Here is a 20,555-nt window from a genome sequence, read left to right as displayed (position 1 = left end):
CTTTAATACATATAATAATTAATAGCATTAACTCTGTGGAGAGGACCCTCTCTGCACTGATTAAGTGGATGTGCCATGTTATTTAAACGTTCTCTTTTATGTCTTACGATAAGTGCAGCATTGCCTTTTTATGCCTGTGCAGAAAATATCACGCCAGCAAAAGATCTGCCTGATAATGAAGAAGAGGTCGAGTTTAACGATCAATTTCTTTTAAATGGCAGCGCTAATATTGATATTAATCGTTTTTCACATGGCAACCCGGTTTTACCGGGGACCTATCGCACTAAGATCAACCTGAACGGTAAACTGAAGTCCACCGTGGAGGTCACGTTTAAAGATAACGGAACACCTCGTGCGACCCCGTGCATAACAAAACTGCTGCTGTCACAATCGGGTGTCGACACCAGCACATTGCCTGACGGACCGGAAGACGATGAAACCTGCGTCGATATTAAAAAATCTTTCGCTGGCGCTACGGTTAGCTATGACAGTGGCAAGCAGGCTATGGATTTTAATTTTCCCCAGATTTATGTGCTGAAACGCCCGGCGGGCTATGTCGATCCATCGTTGTGGGATAACGGGATTCCTTCCGCTCTGCTCTCTTATGACATGAACGGCTGGCGTAGCGAGAACAACGGCAGTACATCAGAAAGTGCATATGTAGGGTTACGCTATGGTCTGAATATGGGGCCATGGCGCCTGCGCTCGCGTGGCAATTTTAACTGGGACAAAGATAGCGGCACAAAATACTCCAGTCAGGATGTCTATTTGCAGCGCGATATTACACCATTGAGTGCTCAGTTTGTCATCGGCGACTCTTACACGCGTGGCGAGGCATTTAACTCTATGAGCCTTCGCGGCGCACGCATGTACAGTGACGATCGCATGTTGCCAATGGGGTCCACAGGCTACGCGCCTGTCATTCGGGGTGTCGCGAACAGTAACGCGAAGGTCAGCGTCACGCAGAGCGGCAATAAGATTTATGAAACCTCGGTGCCACCAGGCGCGTTTGAAATAAACGACCTGAGTACCACAGGTTACGGAAATGATTTACTGGTAACGATTGAAGAAGCTGATGGCAGCAAACGCTCCTTTACCGTACCCTTTTCATCCGTCACGCAGATGCTCCGTCCGGGAGCCTCTCGCTGGGACGTCGGTTTAGGTGAGTTAAATGACGATTCACTGATTGATGCGCCTAAAGTGGGTTACGGTACACTTTACTATGGCCTGAATAATACGTTCACGGGTTATATTGGCGCGCAATATACCGACATGGATTTTTATGCCGGTATTCTCGGCGTGGCAATGAACACCCCTGTTGGTGCGTTTGCATTCGACGTTACGCAATCTTATGCAGATATTGAGGGGCTGGATAAATTAAGCGGGCAAAGTTATCGTTTAACCTACAGCAAAATGATTGAGTCGACGAATACTTCCTTTAACGTTGCGGCTTATCGTTTCTCGACGGAAGACTACCTGACGCTTAACGATGCGGCGCAACTTCAGGACAGTATTAGGCACCAGAAGTACTCAAACCGTAGCTATGACTCAAACGAAGCGCTATATGCAGACTATCAGCGCACCAAAAACCAGGTGCAAATTAGTCTTAACCAACCGCTGACCTCCGGAGAAGACAATTTTGGCTCCCTGTATGTAAGCGGCACCTGGCAGGATTACTGGAACGCGACGGGCTCTACTTCCAATTACAATATTGGGTATAACAATAGCTTCACCTACGGCAGCTACAGCTTGTCATTACAGCGAACCTATGATCAGAACGGCAAGAAAGACGACAGCGTTTATTTAAGCCTAAGCATTCCATTAAGTGTATTCTCAAAAGATAGAGGGAATGCCGGTGGATTCTCGAACATCAATATGGGATTACGTTCCGACCTTAAAGGCGGCACAAGCTTTAACACGTCCGCGGGTGGAAATACGCAAGATAATAAGGTGAGTTATTCCGTTAGCGCCTCGTCAAACAGTGGTAATTATGGTGACCTGAATCAGATAAGCGGCTACGGGTCCTATAACAGTGAATATGGCCCGCTGGGTTTATCTGCCTCTTTTGGTGATGACAACAGTAAACAATATTCTGCCTCCTATAACGGTGGCATGGTCATCCATTCAGGAGGTATTGCATTTGCGCCAGGGAGTATTGGTGACAACGATGCGCTGGCACTGGTCAAAGCGAGTGGTGCGAAAGGCGCCGGTATCGGCTTTGGTAACAGCGAAATAGGCAGTTCCGGCTATGGCATTCTGCCTTATATGTCTGCCTACCGTGAAAACCGCGTATACCTTGATATCAGCACGCTGGAAAACGACGTTGAAATTAAAAACACCAGTGAAATTACGGTTCCCCGCAGTGGTTCCGTTGTGCTGGTTGATTTTGCAACCGATGAAGGTCGTTCATTAATTTTAGAACTTAAGCGCACCGATAACGGATTTATTCCTTTAGGCGCTGATGTTTTAAATGAAAAAAATGAATCTATTGGCACCGTGGGACAGGCGGGGCAAGCCTATGTCCGCGGCGTTGAGGATGAAGGCACGCTTCATGTTGTCTGGGGAAGCGATAAAGACAGTAAATGTGACGTGCATTATAACGTCTCATCACATGCTCAAAAAGTAGGACTTACAACGGTGCTCAGCAATCAAGTGTGCCAGATGTAATTATTCGGGAAAATAGACGAGAGTTTGTATGAAAAAAAATCTTTATAGCCTGTCAGTCGTTGCCGTAACGATGCTGGCGTTATCAGGTTCGGCGCTCGCCGAGGGCACGAATCTCGATGTTAACTTTACGGCCAATATCCGTGAAACCACTTGTGATATGAAACTGATGGGCGGTACGGGTTCCGATACGGATCAAACACTGCTCATTGGTAACGGCGGCCAGGTGCGTCTCGACGATGTCAAAGCTGGCACCGCAAATGCCAATTTCAAAATTGTGATTGTTGAGTGCCCGGCCTCTCTGACCTCACTGAAAGCCACGGTAAAAGGAAACCAATCGGGTTATTTGCTTAGCGGCCTTGTTAACCAAAAACCAAAAGCCGATGGAGGCGCAGACTACTCTGCTGTTGAAATAGCCAGAGCCAGCGCACCGGAGGCCCCGTTTATCATCAACTCTTACGATGATGCTAAGCGACTGGTCTGGAGTGCAACAGAAATCCAGAATAAAGAAGTTCCTTTAGTAGCCACAATACGTGAAACCAAAGTTAATAGCATGACAGTTGGTGATTTTGAGGCTACTGCGACTTTTGAATTTAGCTACGAGTAATTGGTGCAGGAAAACGGAGCAACATTATGAAATTTAAATCTACTTTTATCGCCCTGTCCGTTTCTGCACTTCTGTATTCGGGAATGGCAAACGCAGCAATTACAGGTACTGACAGTGTTAAATTAACGATAAAATCAAAAATAGTCTCGGGCACGTGTACAGCAAAAGTGCTTAACGGTGCAGGAACTGCGTCCACTGAAATTGCGTTTGGCGACGTATATAAAACCGATCTGGTAAATAAGACTCGTGTCGAGCCGTTAAAAATTGCCTTTACAAACTGCTCTGGTGTAACTAAGGCAACGGTAGCCGCAGCGAGTGGTGCAGGTGGGGGATGCTCGGGTCCGAAAACGGACGGAGATTCTTATTCTGCTGGGTTAGCAACAGGCTTCGAAATCTGGTCAGGAGTTGTAGATACTGGCGTAATGTTGAGTTGCAAAAGGCCTCCGGCGGCACAGGAGGTCACCATTGCTGACGGTGTAGGGGAATTCCCGATGAACTCACGCATTGTGATTGCGAAAGACAGAAATATTGCCGATGTTGGCACAGGTGCCGTTACTGCGCCAGTAACCTTCACAGTCACCTATCAATAATTCCAGGAACCATTATGCAACAATCACCGTTTAATTTACACCAGCCCGGTCTTGTGTTGCTTATCGGTCTGGCTGGTAGCACTCTGCCTGGCGTAAGCCAGGCAGGTTCAGGTATGGATGTAAACCTGACAGCAAACATCGTTAATAATACCTGTCGGCTAAGCGTCGAAAACGGCGGAGAGATCACTTTGCCGACCGTGTCACGAGACTGGTTTTATAACAGCGACAAGAGCGATCGTTTATCGCCAAACGATGATGAAGCTGGAACGCCTTTTACCATCCACGTAGATGACTGCTATGCGAGCAGTACAGAAGGCGCAACGATTAACAAACTAAAATTTAGTTTTGCTCCGCAAAATGGTTTCTGGAGTAATCACAACCAGGTGTTTAAAAACGATGCCACAGCCGGTGCGGCTGAAAATGTGGGTATCGTTATTTTTTCAGATACGTTCAAAACTAACGTCCTGAACAGCGACGGGACATCAAACGTTATTTACGATGTCAGTGGAAGTAGTGAGAACTATATAAAGGATTATGGCTTTTACGCACGTTATCAGAATATTGGAACGATCACCAGCGGCGCTGTGATAAGTAATGTTCTGGTTAATGTCAGCTACGAATAAAGGGATTTAGGATGAAAAAATACCTCACTATATTAGCGTTCGCAGCGTTCGGGCTGTCTGGCGCAGCACGGGCTAATTTCGAGGAGTGCAAATTTTACGGTAATGATGACTTGCAGATTATGTCTCCAGGTGCACAACCAGTTATCACTCCTCTGCCTGTGGGCACAGTAACAACTCCCATACAGATCAGTAATACGATCATTATGGAAACAACGCCTGCGTTAAAATCTCACTGTGCTGGGGGAAATGACGGTGAAAACACCTATCAGATTACCGACAACTCAATGCTGGCAGGCTACATAGATAACAAAGCCACCTTCCGGACGAATATTCCGGGTATTGTCTATACCCTGGCGATGTATCCCGATGGTAACGGCGTCACCGCGTGGTTCCCGCCCAACGCAGGGTCCTGGTATATGACCGCACCTAATGACGATCACGAAGAGTTGCTTGACGAAAAAACCTGGCATGTGCGCATGGAAATCTATCAAACCAATGGATTTCAGGGTGTTCCTTCGGATGTTAATTTTTTAACGGCCGGTGCAGGCCCGATTGGTCAGATCATTCTGGGCGATCCAAGCGATCCGAAGACATCCGATCACCCTCGTCCCCATGTGAACATGAGCGAGATGTCATTTAGCATGCCTTTAAATCGCCCGACCTGTGTCTTACGTGCGCCCACAACGGTAAATCTTGGTGACTGGTATCCCGCAGAAGTCGAAAACGGGAATACCAGCAAAGTCGAGTTCCATGTTACGGGTACATGTGTAAATACAACCGCTGTTTACTATACGTTATCCTCCACACATACCACCGCAGATAAAAAATATTTTACCAATACCGTCGAGAATACTGGTGGTGTTACTGCGGCAGGAGGCGTCGGCGTCATGATTACGGATTCTGAAAATGATCATTACCCCGTGCCGGCAGACAGTTACCAACGTGTCATTGCTATAGGAGAGGTTGTTGGGGATCCTGTTAGTATTATTGACAGATCACTTTGGGCCAGGTTGGTCAAAACCGGTAGCGATCCGGTAACCGTCGGTGTTTTCGGTACCACCGTGACCATTCAGACCACGTACGAATAACCTACCCCTGCGGCTGATTGCTGATCAGCCGCGACATTGTCTCCAGCGAATCCGTTCTCAGAATATACAGTCGCTTCAGTAAGAACGGATTATCCCCCGGCTTCACCTTCCCCTTCACCGTTGTCACTGCCAGATGAAAACCGGCATCATTCGCGGCTTTAATCGCTTTATTGTCATACCCGCCAAACGGGTACGAAACATACAGCACGCGCGGGTTGAACTGCGCCAGTGCACGCCGTGAGCGTTCAAAATCGAACAGGATCACGTGATAGCTGCGGCTCAATAAGATGGGGTGTTTATACCCATCTACGCGATGCAGGAAGTGGGTGTGAGACTGAATGTCGAACACATCCTGAATAGCCTTAATTTCCTGAACGCTCATAAACTGTAGCGATCGGGGATCCCACTTCTGAGGGTGACCTTTGATTCGGGATGAAATAATAAACGCCGTCGCGTTGAAGCCATACTCTTTCAGCACCGGATACGCGTAGCGGCTCACCGATTTCAGGCCATCATCAAAAGTGATCACCACCGCTTTCGCGGGGAGGTTCATCTTGTTACGCACGTACCCTTCAAGCTGGTACATTGTCAGCGTGGTATAGCCTTGATCGCGTAACCAGGCCATCTGATTATTAAACGCACGTACGCTGGTTGTCGTGGAGGTATGTCGAAAACGGGTGTTCTCTTCATCACGCAGGATATGGTGGTAGGTCAGAACCGGCAGTCCGTTATCTTCCTGTGCATCCAGGCTGCTGATCCACGCCAGACGATTGCCGATGCGAATTTGAAACCAGGTCTGGTTCAGGCGATCTTTCAGCTTATTCAGAATCGGATAGCGAAGATTGGCGCTTAAGGTGCCAAAGGGCGCGCTTCCGCTGCTGGGGGCGTTATACACCGGCGTGTCTTTCCAGGTGATGAGGTTTTGATTGCTGAGCGGCTTGTTCAGATCGCCCAGACTGTCCTCAACGCGTTGCTTACCCTGCACTTTTTCCAGGTGCTCTTTATCAATAAACCCCGTACCGAATCCGAAACGAAATTCATAGTAATCCGCCGCGGCCGGAAAGACGGCGAGGATCTGCCCGGCGCGGACATTGCCCACGTTCACGACGGCATTTCCCACCTGCGCCCAGATGGCCGCATCTTCGGTGGTTTGCATATATTGGGCAGGAAGGCCTTGCTGACTGGTCAGGCTGGCAGACGCACCACCGGAGACCAGTAGCAGAAGGATAAAGATAACGCGCATGAACATGGGATATAAATCGATACGGATAATCAGTCGCCATTGTACCAAAAGCGACATCAATACCAATGTTTAATGCTTATACAGATCGTGAAGCAGAACGAAAGGCGGATTCTTCTGCTGCTGGTGCCACAGGCTGCTCACGCCCGGCGAGCCCTGCGCCACAATGGCGTGACGAAACTCAGCGCTGCTCAACGTTGCGCGCAGCGGATACATCGCTTCGAGTAAAGGCAGGCTGATACCGGAGATTACTTCACAGTTATCATGCTTATGGCTCATTAACGCCGCTAAACGGTAAGGCGCCGCGCCCGATCTGTCGGTGAGAAAAATCACGCCATCACCGGTGTCGGTTTCATGCAGCGCGTCGCACATCATCCGGCTTAGCATATTGGTGCTCAGCCCTCGCCAGTAATTTACCGCACGACATTGCGCCAGAGGGCCAAATCGGGCCTCCAGCTTCAGGAGCATTTCCTGTGCCTCTTCATCGTGGCAGGTGATAACCCATCCCAGCATAACGTCTCTCCTTAGCAGGCGAGTAGTTTATCCAGGTGAAGGTTAGTTTACGGTGATAACTGTCAAAGAAAGTGCCCGGCAAACAGAACGTCGCCGGGCAGAAGATTAGCTACGCAGCCCACGTCCACGCTGGATCAGATACCAGCACAGCAGATAGAACGCCACGATAAATACCGCCAGCACCACAACGGTGGTGAACAGCGGGACATCGGTAATGCCGAGGAAACCAAAGCGGAAGCCGCTGATCATATAGACAATCGGGTTCAGGTGCGACAGCGCCTGCCAGAACGGCGGCAGCAGCGTCAGGGAGTAGAACACCCCGCCCAGATAGGTTAGCGGCGTCAGCACGAAGGTCGGGATCAGGCTGATGTCATCGAACGTTTTGGCGAACACGGCGTTCAGCAAGCCAGCCAGTGAGAACAGGATCGCCGTCAGCAATAGCGTGAGCGCCACGAACAGCCACGAGTGCACCTGGAACGGCACGAAGAACAGCGAAATCGCCGTCACCAGAATACCCACGCACAGCCCGCGCGCCACGCCGCCGCCCACGTAACCGGCGATAATGACGTGCGTCGGCACTGGCGCCACCAGCAGCTCTTCAATGTTGCGCTGGAACTTGGCGCTGAAGAATGAGGACGCCACGTTCGCGTAAGCGTTGGTGATCACTGCCATCATGATCAGGCCCGGCACGATAAACTGCATATAGGTAAAGCCGTGCATCTCACCAATGCGGGAGCCAATCAGGTTGCCGAAAATGATGAAGTAGAGCGTCATGGTGATCACCGGCGGCACCAGGGTTTGCACCCAGATGCGCATAAAGCGGTTAATCTCTTTCGCCCAGATGCTTTTCAGCGCGACCCAGTAAAGATGCGTCATGCCTTGTCTCCTTGTTTATCGTGCACCAGAGAGACAAACAGCTCTTCCAGTCGGTTCGCTTTGTTACGCATGCTTAATACCTGAACGCCCTGCGCGCTCAGCTGGGAGAACACGCTGTTGATTCCCTGCTCGCGCAGCACTTCTACCTCCAGCGTCGAGGTATCGACCAGGCGATAGTTATACCCCTCCAGCTTCGGCAGGGCGCTTTTCGCCGCCAGGTCGAGAATAAAGGTTTCTGATTTCAGCTTGGAGAGCAGGTTCTTCATCGAGGTGTTTTCCACCAGCTCGCCGTGCTGAATGATGCCGATGTTGCGGCACAGCATCTCTGCCTCTTCCAGGTAGTGTGTGGTCAGGATGATGGTGGTGCCTTTGTCGTTCAGATCCTTCAGGAAGCCCCACATGGAACGACGCAGTTCAATATCCACGCCAGCGGTCGGTTCATCAAGAATGAGCAGCTTTGGCTCGTGCATCAGCGCGCGAGCAATCATCAGGCGGCGCTTCATCCCCCCGGACAACATCCGCGCGCGCTCGTTACGCTTCTCCCACAGATCAAGCTGTTTCAGGTACTTTTCGCTGCGCTCCAGCGCTTCTTTGCGCTCAACGCCATAGTAACCCGCCTGGTTAACAACAATCTGCTGTACCGTCTCAAACGGGTTGAAGTTGAACTCCTGCGGCACCAGCCCCAGCTGGCGCTTGGCGTTGACCACGTCTTTTTGCAGGTCGTAGCCAAACACGCTAACGCGACCAGACGTTTTATTGACCAGCGAGCTGATAATCCCGATGGTGGTCGATTTTCCCGCCCCGTTCGGCCCCAGAAGCGCGTAGAAATCTCCCGCTTCGACTTTAAGATCTATCCCGCGCAGCGCCTGGACGCCCCCCGGGTAGGTTTTTTTGAGCTGTTCAAGCTCCAGTGCAATCGCCATGAATTCAACTTACCTTAAGTTCTGACACTCGTTGTGTGGTTTCATTAAAAGTCGGGTTACCCTATAGTAGCGCAACGCAATCACTTGGTTACAGGTCGCTAACCTCCATGAACGACATAGATACACTCATCAGCAACAATGCACTATGGTCAAAAATGCTGGTGGAGGAAGACCCCGGATTTTTTGGAAAACTGGCACAGGCGCAGAACCCGCGCTTTCTCTGGATTGGATGTTCCGACAGCCGCGTCCCCGCCGAACGTCTGACCGGTCTTGAACCGGGCGAACTGTTTGTTCACCGCAATGTTGCTAACCTCGTTATTCATACCGATCTCAACTGCCTTTCGGTTGTTCAGTATGCCGTTGACGTTCTGGAGGTTGAGCACATCATTATTTGTGGCCACTACGGCTGCGGCGGCGTACAGGCGGCGGTCGAAAATACAGAGCTGGGGTTAATCGATAACTGGCTGCTGCACATCCGTGATATCTGGTTCAAACATAGCTCACTGCTGGGCGAAATGCCGCAGGAGCGCCGTCTCGACACGCTGTGTGAGCTGAACGTGATGGAGCAGGTCTATAACCTAGGCCACTCGACGATTATGCAGTCTGCCTGGAAACGCGGACAGAAGGTCTCCATCCACGGCTGGGCGTACGGTATTCACGACGGCCTGCTACGCAATCTGGAAGTGACCGCCACCAACCGCGAAACGCTGGAACAGCGTTACCGCTCGGGAATTGCCAACCTCAAGCTTAAGCACGTTAACCATAAATAACAAAGCCGGGGGTTTTCACCCTCTCCCTGTGGGAGAGGGCTGGGGTGAGGGCATCAGCCCGCAATTATTCGTCCAGAATCACTACTTTCCCAACATACGGCAGATGGCGATAACGCTGCGCGTAATCAATGCCGTAACCCACCACGAATTCGTCCGGGATGGAGAAACCAACGAACTCCACCGGCACCTGCACTTCACGGCGCTCAGGCTTATCCAGCAGAGTACAAATCGCCAGTGATTTTGGTTCACGCAGGCTCAGGATCTCACGCACTTTAGAGAGCGTGTTGCCGGAGTCGATGATGTCCTCAACAATCAACACATCTTTGCCACGAATATCTTCATCCAGATCTTTCAGGATTTTCACATCACGGGTTGTGGACATGCCGCTGCCGTAGCTGGAGGCGGTCATAAAATCGACCTCGTGCGGCACCTGCACTTCACGGCACAGGTCTGCCATGAACATGAAAGAGCCACGCAACAGACCGACCAGCACCATTTCGCTGCCGCTGTCCTTGTAATGTTCGGTGATTTGACGACCCAGTTCGGCGATACGCGCTTTGATCTCGGCTTCCGGGATCATCACTTCAACAGTATGTTTCATATTACTAACCAAATGATTTTAGTGAAAATCTCTCAATGCGGATGACTCTCGCTCCGGCATCGATACGCAAGCCAGCCATTATACCAGTAAATGGATAAGCCTGGCGTATGAGTTATAAAAAGCAATATTTGTGATTCCGATCACAGTTGTTAATACCTATAATTAATTGCTAGCAAATAATTAACAAAACTGACGAGTACTTTTCTATGGCTGAAACAAAAACTAAACAGCCGCGTCTACTGGTGACATTAACAGCCGCGTTTGCCGCATTCTGCGCGCTGTATTTGTTAATCGGTGGCGTATGGCTGGTCGCGATTGGCGGCTCCTGGTACTACCCGATTGCGGGTCTGGTTATGGTTGGCGTAACCGTCCTGCTTTTACGCAGAAAACAATCTGCTCTGTGGCTGTACGCAGCGTTACTGCTCGCAACCATGATCTGGGGCGTCTGGGAAGTCGGGTTCGACTTCTGGGCGTTGACGCCGCGCAGCGACATTCTGGTCTTCTTCGGTATCTGGCTGATCCTGCCGTTTGTCTGGCGTCGTCTGATCGTCCCTTCCAGTGGCGCCGTGGCCGGTCTGGTCGTTGCCCTGCTGATTAGTGGCGGCATCCTGACCTGGGCCGGTTTTAACGACCCGCAGGAGATCAACGGTACGCTGAACGCGGAATCCACGCCGGCTGCGGCTATTTCGCAGGTGGCGGACGGTGACTGGCCTGCTTATGGTCGTAACCAGGAAGGTCAACGCTACTCCCCGCTGAAGCAGATCAACGCGGACAACGTGAAAAACCTGAAGGAAGCCTGGGTATTCCGTACCGGCGACCTGAAGATGCCAAACGATCCGGGTGAGCTGACCAACGAAGTGACCCCGATTAAAGTGGGCAACATGCTCTACCTGTGTACGGCGCACCAGCGTCTGTTCGCGCTCGACGCGGCTACCGGTAAAGAGAAATGGCACTTTGATCCACAGCTGAACTCCAACCCGTCGTTCCAGCACATTACCTGCCGCGGCGTCTCTTACCACGAAGCGCGCGCCGATAATGCCAGCCCGGAAGTCATTGCCGACTGTCCTCGCCGCATTATGCTGCCGGTGAACGATGGCCGCCTGTTTGCCATTAACGCTGAGACCGGCAAGCTGTGCGAAACCTTCGCCAATAAAGGCATTCTGAATCTTCAGACCAACATGCCGGACACCACGCCGGGCCTGTATGAGCCGACCTCCCCGCCAATCATCACCGATAAAACCATCGTGATTGCCGGTTCGGTAACGGATAACTTCTCTACCCGTGAAACCTCCGGCGTTATCCGTGGTTTCGACGTGAACACCGGTAAACTGCTGTGGGCCTTCGACCCGGGCGCGAAAGATCCTAACGCGATCCCATCGGATGAACACACCTTTACCTTTAACTCACCGAACTCCTGGGCACCGGCAGCGTATGACGCGAAGCTGGACCTGGTCTATCTGCCGATGGGCGTGACCACGCCGGATATCTGGGGCGGTAACCGTACGCCGGAGCAGGAACGTTACGCCAGCTCCATCGTGGCGCTGAACGCAACGACCGGTAAACTGGCATGGAGCTACCAGACCGTTCACCACGATCTGTGGGATATGGATATGCCGTCCCAGCCGACGCTGGCGGACATTACCGTTAACGGTAAAACCGTACCGGTGATTTACGCCCCGGCGAAAACCGGTAACATCTTCGTGCTTGATCGTAGCAACGGTAAGCTGGTTGTTCCTGCGCCGGAAAAACCGGTTCCGCAGGGTGCGGCCAAAGGCGACTACGTCACCAAAACGCAGCCGTTCTCTGACCTGAGCTTCCGTCCGAAGAAAGATCTCAGCGGTGCAGACATGTGGGGTGCCACCATGTTTGACCAGCTGGTATGCCGCGTGATGTTCCACCAGCTGCGCTACGAAGGGATTTTCACCCCGCCGTCAGAGCAGGGTACGCTGGTCTTCCCGGGTAACCTGGGGATGTTCGAATGGGGTGGGATCTCCGTTGACCCTAACCGTCAGGTCGCCATCGCTAACCCAATGGCGCTGCCGTTCGTTTCCCGCCTGATCCCTCGTGGTCCGGGTAACCCAATGGAGCAGCCGAAAGATGCGAAAGGCAGCGGTACCGAAGCCGGTATCCAGCCACAGTATGGCGTTCCTTATGGTGTGACCCTGAATCCGTTCCTGTCTCCGTTTGGTCTGCCGTGTAAACAGCCTGCCTGGGGTTACATCTCCGGTCTGGATCTGAAGACCAACAAGATCGTCTGGAAGAAACGTATTGGTACGCCACAGGACAGCATGCCGTTCCCGATGCCTGTTCCAGTGCCTTTCATTATGGGTATGCCAATGCTGGGTGGCCCAATCTCCACCGCCGGTAACGTGCTGTTCATCGCGGCAACCGCAGATAACTACCTGCGCGCGTACAACATGACCAACGGTGAGAAACTGTGGCAAGGCCGTCTGCCAGCCGGTGGACAGGCAACGCCGATGACCTATGAAGTGAATGGCAAGCAGTACGTTGTCATCTCTGCGGGTGGTCACGGTTCGTTTGGCACGAAGATGGGCGACTATATTGTCGCGTATGCACTGCCTGACGACGCTAAGTAACGAAAAAGCCCGGTGGCGCTAACGCTTACCGGGCCTACGGGTGCCCTATGTAGGCCGGGTAAGGCGAAGCCGCCACCCGGCTTTTTTTATACGGTAAAACCGAGCATCATCCCCGTATCTTCATGCTCCAGCAGATGACAGTGGGCCATATAGGCAAACTCTTTCGGCGCCTCGTGGTCAAACTTCACCAGCACCTCGCTGACGCCGCCTTCCACTCTCACCGTATCTTTCCAGCCCGCACGATGCGCCTCCGGTGCTTTACCATTTTCAGACAGAATACGGAACTGCGTGCCGTGGATATGGAACGGGTGCAGCATCATGTCGCCTTCGCCTGAAATCACCCAGCGTTCAAACTGCCCTTTCATGGCGGCGAACATGGGCGTGTTCATATCGAACGCTTTGCCGTTGATGCGGTTGGCGTTGTGGAAATCGAAACCATGGCCGCCGTGATCCATGCCGCCCATTTTACCGTGGTCCATATTCATATGGCCCATCATCTGGCCGTGATGCATTCCCGCCATGGCCTGATTGCCGTACTTCTTCATCAGCGCCTGCATGCCCATCATGTCTAGCATCGGGTCCATAGAAAGCTGAAGTTTACGCTGCGTAAGCCCGTCCAGCGACGGGAGTGCTGGCAGCGTGGTGAGGGTCTCCGGCAGCGTACCGGAGGCGGTGATCTGTAGCGGCTGAATGCGCAGGACCGGATGCGGCTTATCAAACGGCGCAACGGCCATCCCCATCTGGCTGACCGGCAGGGTCACCAGGTCAAACGCTTTGCCATCGCTGATGTCCACCAGCACCTCGAAGCGCTCCCCCATCAGCATCGGCAGCTCGCTCACCTTCACCGGCTCCGGCAGCAGGCCGCCGTCGCTTGCCACCACGTAAAGCGGGCGTTTATCGCTGGTGGCGAAGTTCAGCGAGCGGGCGTTACAGCCGTTAAGCAGACGTAAGCGCAGCCAGCCTTTTGGCGCGGCATGCTGCGGGTAGATCGCGCCGTTGGTCAGGAGTGTATCGCCAAACCAGCCTACCGCCGCGCTCATTACGTCCAGCTGATAGTCAATTTGCCCGTCAGCGTTGAATTTTTTGTCCTGCACAATCACCGGGACATCGTCGATTCCCCACTGTTTTGGCAGGCGCAGCAGGCGGCTTTCATCGTCTTCAATCAGCACCAGGCCGGCCAGCCCCATCGCCACCTGATGGCCCGTTTTGCCATGCTGATGCGGGTGGAACCAGCAGGTCGCCGCGCGTTGTTCCGGAGTAAAGGTTACGCTGCGTTTACCACCAGGCCTGATAATGCCCTGAGGCCCTCCATCCACTTCGCCCGGGACTTCCAGCCCGTGCCAGTGCAGCGTGGTCTCTTCCGCAAGCGTGTTATGAATGTCTACGGTCACCGCCTTCCCTTTGCGTAACTGCAACGCCGGGCCGAGCAGATTGCCGTTATAGCCCCACGTCGTGGCGGCGTGCTGACCGAACGTGGTTTTACCGGCCTGCACCACAAGCTGAATGCGGCTCCGGGCATCTGCGGCGAGTAATTCAGGAATGGGTAAAGCCGGTCTGTCGGCGGCAAAAACGGCGCGGCTCCAGAGAGGTAACGCGCTGGCAACCCCCAGCGCGGCAGAAAATTTTAAAAAATCACGACGTTGCATGTGCATTTCCTTATTTCCAGCAGGCGATCTTTTGAGCATAAACCCTCCCCTTACCGGAAGGTCAAGCACGGCGGCAATAATAAAGATCGTCGGCCTGGCATCAAGTATGCTAACGTTAATTTTCCGTGATGCAGTGGTAAAGGCAATGAAGACGTTTTTCAGAACAATTTTGTTCGCCAGCCTGATGGCGATGTGTGCGAACAGTTACGCGCTAAGTGAAAACGAAGCGGAAGATATGGCCGATCTGACGGCAGTTTTTGTTTTTCTGAAAAACGATTGTGGTTACCAGAATTTACCCAATGGGCAAATTCGTCGCGCACTGGTCTTTTTTGCCCAGCAGAACCAATGGGACCTCAGCAACTACGACAGCTTCGACATGAAGGCGCTCGGTGAAGACAGCTACCGTGATTTAAGCGGTATTGGCATTCCCACTGCTAAAAAATGCAAAGCGCTGGCTCGCGATTCACTCAGCCTGCTCGCCTACGTGAAGTAACCTTCCCGACGCCCCTTGTTGACCCGCTTACCGCCTCACGGCGGTGTTGTGTTGCGCCCATCTGCCGGATGTAATGGATGTTAACGAAGGAGGTGCTCCCCATGACCGAAAAAACGGTATGGCAAGAAACGCTGCATGACCAGTTTGGTCAGTATTTTGCCGTGGATAACGTGCTCTATCATGAGAAAACCGATCATCAGGATTTGATAATCTTCGAAAACGCCGCCTTTGGCCGCGTGATGGCGCTGGACGGCGTGGTGCAAACCACCGAGCGCGACGAGTTTATCTATCACGAAATGATGACCCACGTCCCGCTGCTGGCCCACGGCCACGCGAAGGACGTGCTGATTATCGGCGGCGGCGACGGCGCGATGCTGCGTGAAGTCTCTCGCCATCAGAATGTCGAAACCATCACCATGGTGGAAATCGACGCCGGTGTGGTGTCGTTCTGCCGCCAGTATCTGCCCAACCATAATGCCGGCAGCTATGACGATCCGCGGTTTAATCTGGTTATCGACGATGGCGTCAATTTTGTTAACCAGACCACGCAAACGTTTGATGTCATTATCTCTGACTGTACCGACCCTATCGGTCCGGGCGCGTCGCTGTTTACCTCGTCGTTTTACGAAGGCTGCAAGCGCTGCCTGAAGCCTGGCGGAATTTTTGTGGCGCAAAACGGCGTTTGCTTCCTGCAACAGGATGAAGCACTTGATAGCCACCGTAAGCTGAGCACCTATTTTGCTGACGTCAGCTTCTACCAGGCGGCGATCCCCACTTACTACGGTGGGATCATGACCTTTGCCTGGGCGACGGATAACGACGTACTGCGCCATCTTTCTACCGAGATCGTGCAGGCCCGCTTCCACCAGGCCGGACTCCAGTGCCGGTACTACAACCCGGCGATCCACACCGCAGCCTTTGCGTTGCCTCAATATCTGCAAGACGCGCTGTCCTCAAAGGAGGTGAACTAATTGAAAAAGCTTAAACTGCATGGCTTTAACAATCTGACCAAAAGCCTGAGTTTTTGTATTTACGATATCTGCTACGCCAAAACAGCAGAAGAGCGCGATGGTTACATCGCCTATATCGATGAACTCTACAACGCCAACCGTCTGACCGAGATCCTGACAGAGACCTGCTCGATTATCGGCGCGAACATCCTGAATATCGCGCGCCAGGATTATGAGCCTCAGGGTGCGAGCGTCACCATTCTGGTGAGTGAAGAGCCGGTTGACCCGAAGCTTATCGACAAAACCGAGCACCCCGGCCCGCTGCCGGAAGTGGTAGTCGCCCACCTGGATAAAAGCCACATCTGCGTGCACACCTACCCGGAAAGCCACCCGGAAGGCGGGCTGTGTACCTTCCGCGCGGATATTGAAGTGTCGACCTGCGGCGTGATTTCACCGCTGAATGCGTTGAATTATTTAATCCACCAGCTGGAATCCGATATCGTCACTATTGATTATCGCGTGCGTGGTTTTACCCGTGATATCAACGGCATGAAGCACTTCATTGATCATGAGATCAACTCCATTCAGAACTTCATGTCCGAGGACATGAAGTCGCTGTACGACATGATGGATGTGAACGTCTATCAGGAGAATATCTTCCATACCAAGATGATGCTTAAAGAGTTCGATCTTAAGCACTATATGTTCCATACCAGGCCGGAAGATTTAAGTGACGAAGAGCGTAAGGTCATTACCGACCTGCTCTGGAAAGAGATGCGCGAAATTTACTACGGCCGTAACATTCCGACCGTGTAAACGTGATCCGGAGCAGGGACGCTTCGGGGAATTACTTCTGTTGCATAAAATCGCGGTAGGCGTTCAACACGCTCAGGAAGTCTTCCACGCCGCAAAGCGACAGGCTCTCTTCGTCGTAGTAGCTCATCCCCTCTTCCATCTCATCACCCGAGAACTCAAGTTGGTTGGCGCGCACCATCACCTCTTCGCCATCCATCCACAGCGTGTATTCGTGCCCGGCGCGTTGCCAGGAGCGTTCACTGCCTTTCACCGTTTCCGCCGCCTGTTCGACTTCATCCAGCAGCGCGAGGTTCTCTTTCACCTCTTCGTTAAACCAGTGTCCAACGGCTTCGTGCCCCATCGACATTCGCACTTTCACCACGCCGGTGATGTCGCGCAAAAATTCGTAATCCATAGCGTTTTCCTCTGCAAAGCCATTAGGGTAATTATCGCAGCAGAGAGGAAGAAAAAAAGCGGGAGAGGTGGGAGGAATGAAAATAAAAAACCCACCGACGTTGCGATGGGTTTTGTAGGCCCGGTAAGCGTAGCGCCACCGGGCAATGGGTCAGGTGCGGAGCGGTCTGGTGCCCTCACCCCCAGCCCCTCTCCCACGGGGGAGGGTAGCATTTATACTGCGGTCTGGAAGATCACCCCGTCAGCCTTCTCGGTGTACTGAGAGAGCTGGTCGAAGTTCAGATAACGATAAGTATCCACCGCCGTCTTATCTACCTGAGCCACAAAGGTCTGGTACTCTTCCGGCGTTGGCAGTTTGCCAATCAGCGCCGCAACCGCCGCCAGCTCCGCAGAGGCCAGGTAAACGTTCGCCCCGGTACCTAAACGGTTCGGGAAGTTACGGGTTGAGGTGGAAACCACCGTCGCACCGTCGGCCACGCGCGCCTGGTTGCCCATACACAGGGAACAGCCAGGGATTTCGATACGCGCCCCGCTCTTACCAAACACGCTGTAGTAACCCTCTTCGGTCAGCTGTGCCGCGTCCATACGGGTTGGCGGCGCCACCCACAGACGGGTCGGCAGCTGGCCTTTGTGGGTATCCAGCAGCTTACCGGCCGCACGGAAGTGGCCGATGTTGGTCATACAGGAGCCGATGAACACTTCGTCGATCTTATCGCCCTGCACGTCAGAGAGCAGACGCGCATCGTCCGGATCGTTAGGCGCACACAGGATTGGCTCTTTGATATCCGCCAGATCGATCTCAATCACCGCCGCGTACTCTGCGTCTGCATCGGCTTCCAGCAGCTGCGGATCCGCCAGCCATTTTTCCATGCCCTGAATACGACGCTCCAGCGTACGACGGTCGCCGTAGCCTTCCGCAATCATCCACTTCAGCAGCACGATGTTGGAGGTCAGATACTCAATGATCGGCTCTTTGTTCAGCTTGATGGTACAGCCCGCCGCAGAACGCTCGGCAGAGGCATCGGTCAGTTCGAACGCCTGCTCAACTTTCAGATCCGGCAGACCTTCAATTTCCAGAATGCGGCCAGAGAAGATGTTTTTCTTGCCTTTCTTCTCAACGGTCAGCAGACCCTGTTTGATGGCATACAGCGGGATCGCGTGCACCAGATCGCGCAGGGTAATGCCCGGTTGCATTTTGCCTTTGAAGCGCACCAGCACCGATTCCGGCATGTCCAGCGGCATCACGCCGGTCGCTGCGGCAAACGCCACCAGACCGGAACCCGCCGGGAAGGAGATCCCGATTGGGAATCGGGTATGGGAGTCACCGCCGGTACCGACGGTATCCGGCAGCAGCATGCGGTTCAGCCAGGAGTGGATAACGCCGTCGCCCGGACGCAGGGAGACACCGCCACGGTTCATAATGAAGTCTGGCAGCGTGTGGTGCGTGGTTACGTCAACCGGCTTCGGATACGCCGCGGTGTGGCAGAAGGATTGCATCACCAGATCGGAAGAGAAGCCCAGGCACGCCAGGTCTTTCAGTTCATCACGGGTCATTGGGCCAGTGGTGTCCTGAGACCCCACGGAGGTCATTTTCGGTTCGCAGTACGCGCCAGGACGGATACCAGTGACGCCGCAGGCGCGACCCACCATTTTCTGCGCCAGAGAGTAACCGCGGTTGCTCTCGGCCACGTCTTTCGCCTGACGGAATACGTCACTGTGCGGCAGACCCAGCGCTTCACGCGCTTTGGTGGTCAGGCCACGGCCGATGATCAGCGGAATACGGCCACCGGCACGCACTTCGTCGATCAGCACGTCGGTTTTCAGTTCGAAGCTGGCCAGCAGTTCGTTGGTTTCGTGGTTGCGCACTTCGCCTTTATACGGGTAAACGTCAATCACGTCGCCCATGTTCAGGTTGCTCACGTCCACTTCAATTGGCAGCGCGCCCGCATCTTCCATGGTGTTGAAGAAGATTGGCGCAATTTTGCCGCCGAGGCACAGGCCGCCGCCGCGCTTGTTCGGCACGTGCGGAATGTCGTCGCCCATGAACCACAGCACGGAGTTGGTGGCGGATTTACGGGAAGAACCGGTACCAACCACGTCACCGACGTAAGCCAGCGGGAAACCTTTTTGTTGCAGGGCTTCGATCTGTTTGATCGGGCCAACCACGCCTGGCTGATCCGGCTCAATGCCTTCACGGGCGTTTTTCAGCATCGCCAGGGCGTGCAGTGGGATATCCGGGCGAGACCATGCATCCGGCGCCGGAGAAAGGTCATCGGTGTTGGTTTCACCGGTCACTTTAAAGACGGTAACGGTAATTTTTTCAGCAAGCTGAGGGCGGTTCAGGAACCATTCGGCATCGGCCCAGGACTGCATCACCTGCTTCGCGTAAACGTTGCCTGCTTTGGCTTTTTCTTCCACATCGTAGAAGTTATCGAACATCAGCAGCGTTGAAGAGAGCGCTTTGGCAGCAATTGGCGCCAGCTTGTCGTTATCCAGCGCGTCAATCAGCGGATGAATGTTATAGCCGCCCTGCATGGTGCCGAGCAGTTCAATCGCTTTTTCAGGAGTAACCAGTGGGGAGGTGGCTTCGCCTTTGGCAACGGCGGCAAGGAATCCGGCTTTTACGTAGGCAGCTTCATCTACGCCAGGCGGTACACGGTTGATCAGCAGATCTAACAGGAATTCTTCTTCGCCCTCAGGCGGGTTCTTCAGCAGCTCGACGAGCGCGGCCATTTGGGTTGCATCTAACGGTTTGGGTACAATTCCCTCGGCGGCACGTTCTGCTACGTGCTTACGGTATTCTTCTAGCACGACGGTTCTCCTCGCTCTCATTGTCATATGCGGCGGGCGTTCTCTTCACGCTCCTGTGAGACAGCAGTTTGTAGGGTAAATGCCCGATACCGCGTCGGGCAGCATAGCAGGATTTCTGCACAGTGTTAATCTGTTTACAAAAAAGCAACATTAAAAAATTTGCTGAATCGTTAAGCATGGTATAGCACCCCGTCACCGGGCCCGAAAGCAGTTCCGTAAGTTTGTCGCCACCCCGGCAACTAGCTGCTGGCCGCTCGCAAGAGCGGCCTTCTGAATGTCCGTCGCCTGCTCAGCCATCCGATATAATTGTGTAATAAATACTCACACTCTTTATCCGGATGCTTCGGAGGTTTT

18 protein-coding genes are annotated in these 20,555 nt (G+C 53.1%); 10 read left to right on the top strand and 8 right to left on the bottom strand.

Annotated elements, in window-relative coordinates:
* The first annotated feature begins 75 nt into the window (after positions 1 to 75).
* The 5 genes from SK50_RS06335 to SK50_RS06315 are packed head-to-tail and all read left to right on the top strand — an operon-like array spanning position 76 to position 5,572.
* A complete protein-coding gene (locus SK50_RS06335; RefSeq protein ID WP_045344473.1) occupies positions 76 to 2,667 on the top strand; it encodes an outer membrane usher protein in 2,592 nt (863 codons plus the stop codon).
* 28 nt (positions 2,668 to 2,695) lie between these two features.
* A complete protein-coding gene (locus SK50_RS06330) occupies positions 2,696 to 3,271 on the top strand; it encodes a fimbrial protein (RefSeq protein ID WP_045344472.1) in 576 nt (191 codons plus the stop codon).
* 26 nt (positions 3,272 to 3,297) lie between these two features.
* Positions 3,298 to 3,861 carry a fimbrial protein gene (locus SK50_RS06325; protein ID WP_015572702.1) on the top strand — a complete coding sequence of 188 codons (564 nt, stop codon included), beginning with the start codon at positions 3,298 to 3,300 and terminating at the stop codon, positions 3,859 to 3,861.
* 14 nt (positions 3,862 to 3,875) lie between these two features.
* The gene (locus SK50_RS06320; protein WP_032103196.1) at positions 3,876 to 4,484 is read left to right on the top strand and encodes a fimbrial-like protein; all 609 of its coding nucleotides are present in this window, start codon (positions 3,876 to 3,878) and stop codon (positions 4,482 to 4,484) included.
* Between the two features lie 11 nt (positions 4,485 to 4,495).
* The gene (locus SK50_RS06315) at positions 4,496 to 5,572 is read left to right on the top strand and encodes a fimbrial protein StkG (RefSeq protein WP_045350060.1); all 1,077 of its coding nucleotides are present in this window, start codon (positions 4,496 to 4,498) and stop codon (positions 5,570 to 5,572) included.
* Between the two features lies 1 nt (position 5,573).
* Here the strand turns inward: SK50_RS06315 and SK50_RS06310 are convergent, their stop codons facing one another.
* The 4 genes from SK50_RS06310 to SK50_RS06295 all read right to left on the bottom strand — a co-directional run bounded on the left by SK50_RS06310 (position 5,574) and on the right by SK50_RS06295 (position 9,124).
* A complete protein-coding gene (locus tag SK50_RS06310) occupies positions 5,574 to 6,821 on the bottom strand; it encodes a polysaccharide deacetylase family protein (protein WP_032103194.1) in 1,248 nt (415 codons plus the stop codon).
* Positions 6,822 to 6,884: 63 nt separating this feature from the next.
* On the bottom strand, positions 6,885 to 7,325 hold the full coding sequence (locus tag SK50_RS06305) for a PTS sugar transporter subunit IIA (protein WP_048229206.1): 441 nt from the start codon (positions 7,323 to 7,325) through the stop codon (positions 6,885 to 6,887).
* A 105-nt stretch (positions 7,326 to 7,430) separates the two neighbouring features.
* Positions 7,431 to 8,201, bottom strand: a complete 771-nt coding sequence (locus tag SK50_RS06300) for an ABC transporter permease (RefSeq protein ID WP_006810078.1) — start codon at positions 8,199 to 8,201, stop codon at positions 7,431 to 7,433.
* Positions 8,198 to 9,124, bottom strand: a complete 927-nt coding sequence (locus SK50_RS06295) for an ABC transporter ATP-binding protein (RefSeq protein ID WP_017383763.1) — start codon at positions 9,122 to 9,124, stop codon at positions 8,198 to 8,200. Before SK50_RS06295 ends, SK50_RS06300 begins: the two co-directional genes overlap by 4 nt.
* A 107-nt stretch (positions 9,125 to 9,231) precedes the next feature.
* Between SK50_RS06295 and can the strand changes: the two genes are divergently transcribed.
* Complete coding sequence (gene can / locus SK50_RS06290) at positions 9,232 to 9,894, top strand: carbonate dehydratase (protein WP_003856301.1); 663 nt, start codon at positions 9,232 to 9,234, stop codon at positions 9,892 to 9,894.
* A gap of 64 nt (positions 9,895 to 9,958) precedes the next feature.
* On the opposite strand, the gene hpt is transcribed toward can, so the two are convergent.
* Entirely contained in the window at positions 9,959 to 10,495 is a 537-nt protein-coding gene (hpt, locus tag SK50_RS06285) for a hypoxanthine phosphoribosyltransferase (RefSeq protein WP_003856303.1), read from the bottom strand.
* Positions 10,496 to 10,701: 206 nt separating this feature from the next.
* On the opposite strand from hpt, the gene SK50_RS06280 reads away from it, so the two are divergent.
* Complete coding sequence (locus tag SK50_RS06280; RefSeq protein ID WP_048229202.1) at positions 10,702 to 13,092, top strand: glucose/quinate/shikimate family membrane-bound PQQ-dependent dehydrogenase; 2,391 nt, start codon at positions 10,702 to 10,704, stop codon at positions 13,090 to 13,092.
* An 86-nt stretch (positions 13,093 to 13,178) separates the two neighbouring features.
* On the opposite strand, the gene cueO is transcribed toward SK50_RS06280, so the two are convergent.
* Complete coding sequence (cueO, locus tag SK50_RS06275) at positions 13,179 to 14,738, bottom strand: multicopper oxidase CueO (protein ID WP_045344470.1); 1,560 nt, start codon at positions 14,736 to 14,738, stop codon at positions 13,179 to 13,181.
* Between the two features lie 145 nt (positions 14,739 to 14,883).
* Between cueO and SK50_RS06270 the strand changes: the two genes are divergently transcribed.
* The 3 genes from SK50_RS06270 (at position 14,884) to speD (ending at position 16,997) form a co-directional block, all read left to right on the top strand.
* Positions 14,884 to 15,231, top strand: coding sequence for a YacC family pilotin-like protein (locus tag SK50_RS06270; protein ID WP_003856306.1), 348 nt, complete (start codon positions 14,884 to 14,886; stop codon positions 15,229 to 15,231).
* Between the two features lie 101 nt (positions 15,232 to 15,332).
* Positions 15,333 to 16,202, top strand: a complete 870-nt coding sequence (gene speE / locus SK50_RS06265) for a polyamine aminopropyltransferase (protein ID WP_015572694.1) — start codon at positions 15,333 to 15,335, stop codon at positions 16,200 to 16,202.
* Positions 16,203 to 16,997, top strand: a complete 795-nt coding sequence (gene speD / locus SK50_RS06260) for an adenosylmethionine decarboxylase (RefSeq protein WP_017694500.1) — start codon at positions 16,203 to 16,205, stop codon at positions 16,995 to 16,997.
* 31 nt (positions 16,998 to 17,028) lie between these two features.
* Here the strand turns inward: speD and yacL are convergent, their stop codons facing one another.
* Both yacL and acnB read right to left on the bottom strand, forming a co-directional pair.
* Complete coding sequence (yacL, locus tag SK50_RS06255; protein ID WP_015572693.1) at positions 17,029 to 17,391, bottom strand: protein YacL; 363 nt, start codon at positions 17,389 to 17,391, stop codon at positions 17,029 to 17,031.
* Between the two features lie 212 nt (positions 17,392 to 17,603).
* Entirely contained in the window at positions 17,604 to 20,201 is a 2,598-nt protein-coding gene (gene acnB / locus SK50_RS06250) for a bifunctional aconitate hydratase 2/2-methylisocitrate dehydratase (protein ID WP_017383766.1), read from the bottom strand.
* Positions 20,202 to 20,555: the final 354 nt, after the last annotated feature.

The sequence above is a fragment of the Enterobacter sp. BWH64 genome (genome assembly GCF_001037645.1).
Lineage (GTDB): Bacteria > Pseudomonadota > Gammaproteobacteria > Enterobacterales > Enterobacteriaceae > Enterobacter > Enterobacter hormaechei_C.
This window is presented reverse-complemented; position numbering and strand designations above follow the sequence as displayed.

Excerpts from the sequence above, each read along its gene's own strand:
- SK50_RS06335 (WP_045344473.1), top strand. The coding sequence starts at position 76 with ATGTTATTTAAACGTTCTCTTTTATGTCTTACGATAAGTGCAGCATTG.
- SK50_RS06330 (WP_045344472.1), top strand. The coding sequence starts at position 2,696 with ATGAAAAAAAATCTTTATAGCCTGTCAGTCGTTGCCGTAACGATGCTG.
- SK50_RS06325 (WP_015572702.1), top strand. The coding sequence starts at position 3,298 with ATGAAATTTAAATCTACTTTTATCGCCCTGTCCGTTTCTGCACTTCTG.
- SK50_RS06320 (WP_032103196.1), top strand. The coding sequence starts at position 3,876 with ATGCAACAATCACCGTTTAATTTACACCAGCCCGGTCTTGTGTTGCTT.
- SK50_RS06315 (WP_045350060.1), top strand. The coding sequence starts at position 4,496 with ATGAAAAAATACCTCACTATATTAGCGTTCGCAGCGTTCGGGCTGTCT.
- SK50_RS06310 (WP_032103194.1), bottom strand. The coding sequence starts at position 6,821 with ATGTTCATGCGCGTTATCTTTATCCTTCTGCTACTGGTCTCCGGTGGT.
- SK50_RS06305 (WP_048229206.1), bottom strand. The coding sequence starts at position 7,325 with ATGCTGGGATGGGTTATCACCTGCCACGATGAAGAGGCACAGGAAATG.
- SK50_RS06300 (WP_006810078.1), bottom strand. The coding sequence starts at position 8,201 with ATGACGCATCTTTACTGGGTCGCGCTGAAAAGCATCTGGGCGAAAGAG.
- SK50_RS06295 (WP_017383763.1), bottom strand. The coding sequence starts at position 9,124 with ATGGCGATTGCACTGGAGCTTGAACAGCTCAAAAAAACCTACCCGGGG.
- can (WP_003856301.1), top strand. The coding sequence starts at position 9,232 with ATGAACGACATAGATACACTCATCAGCAACAATGCACTATGGTCAAAA.
- hpt (WP_003856303.1), bottom strand. The coding sequence starts at position 10,495 with ATGAAACATACTGTTGAAGTGATGATCCCGGAAGCCGAGATCAAAGCG.
- SK50_RS06280 (WP_048229202.1), top strand. The coding sequence starts at position 10,702 with ATGGCTGAAACAAAAACTAAACAGCCGCGTCTACTGGTGACATTAACA.
- cueO (WP_045344470.1), bottom strand. The coding sequence starts at position 14,738 with ATGCAACGTCGTGATTTTTTAAAATTTTCTGCCGCGCTGGGGGTTGCC.
- SK50_RS06270 (WP_003856306.1), top strand. The coding sequence starts at position 14,884 with ATGAAGACGTTTTTCAGAACAATTTTGTTCGCCAGCCTGATGGCGATG.
- speE (WP_015572694.1), top strand. The coding sequence starts at position 15,333 with ATGACCGAAAAAACGGTATGGCAAGAAACGCTGCATGACCAGTTTGGT.
- yacL (WP_015572693.1), bottom strand. The coding sequence starts at position 17,391 with ATGGATTACGAATTTTTGCGCGACATCACCGGCGTGGTGAAAGTGCGA.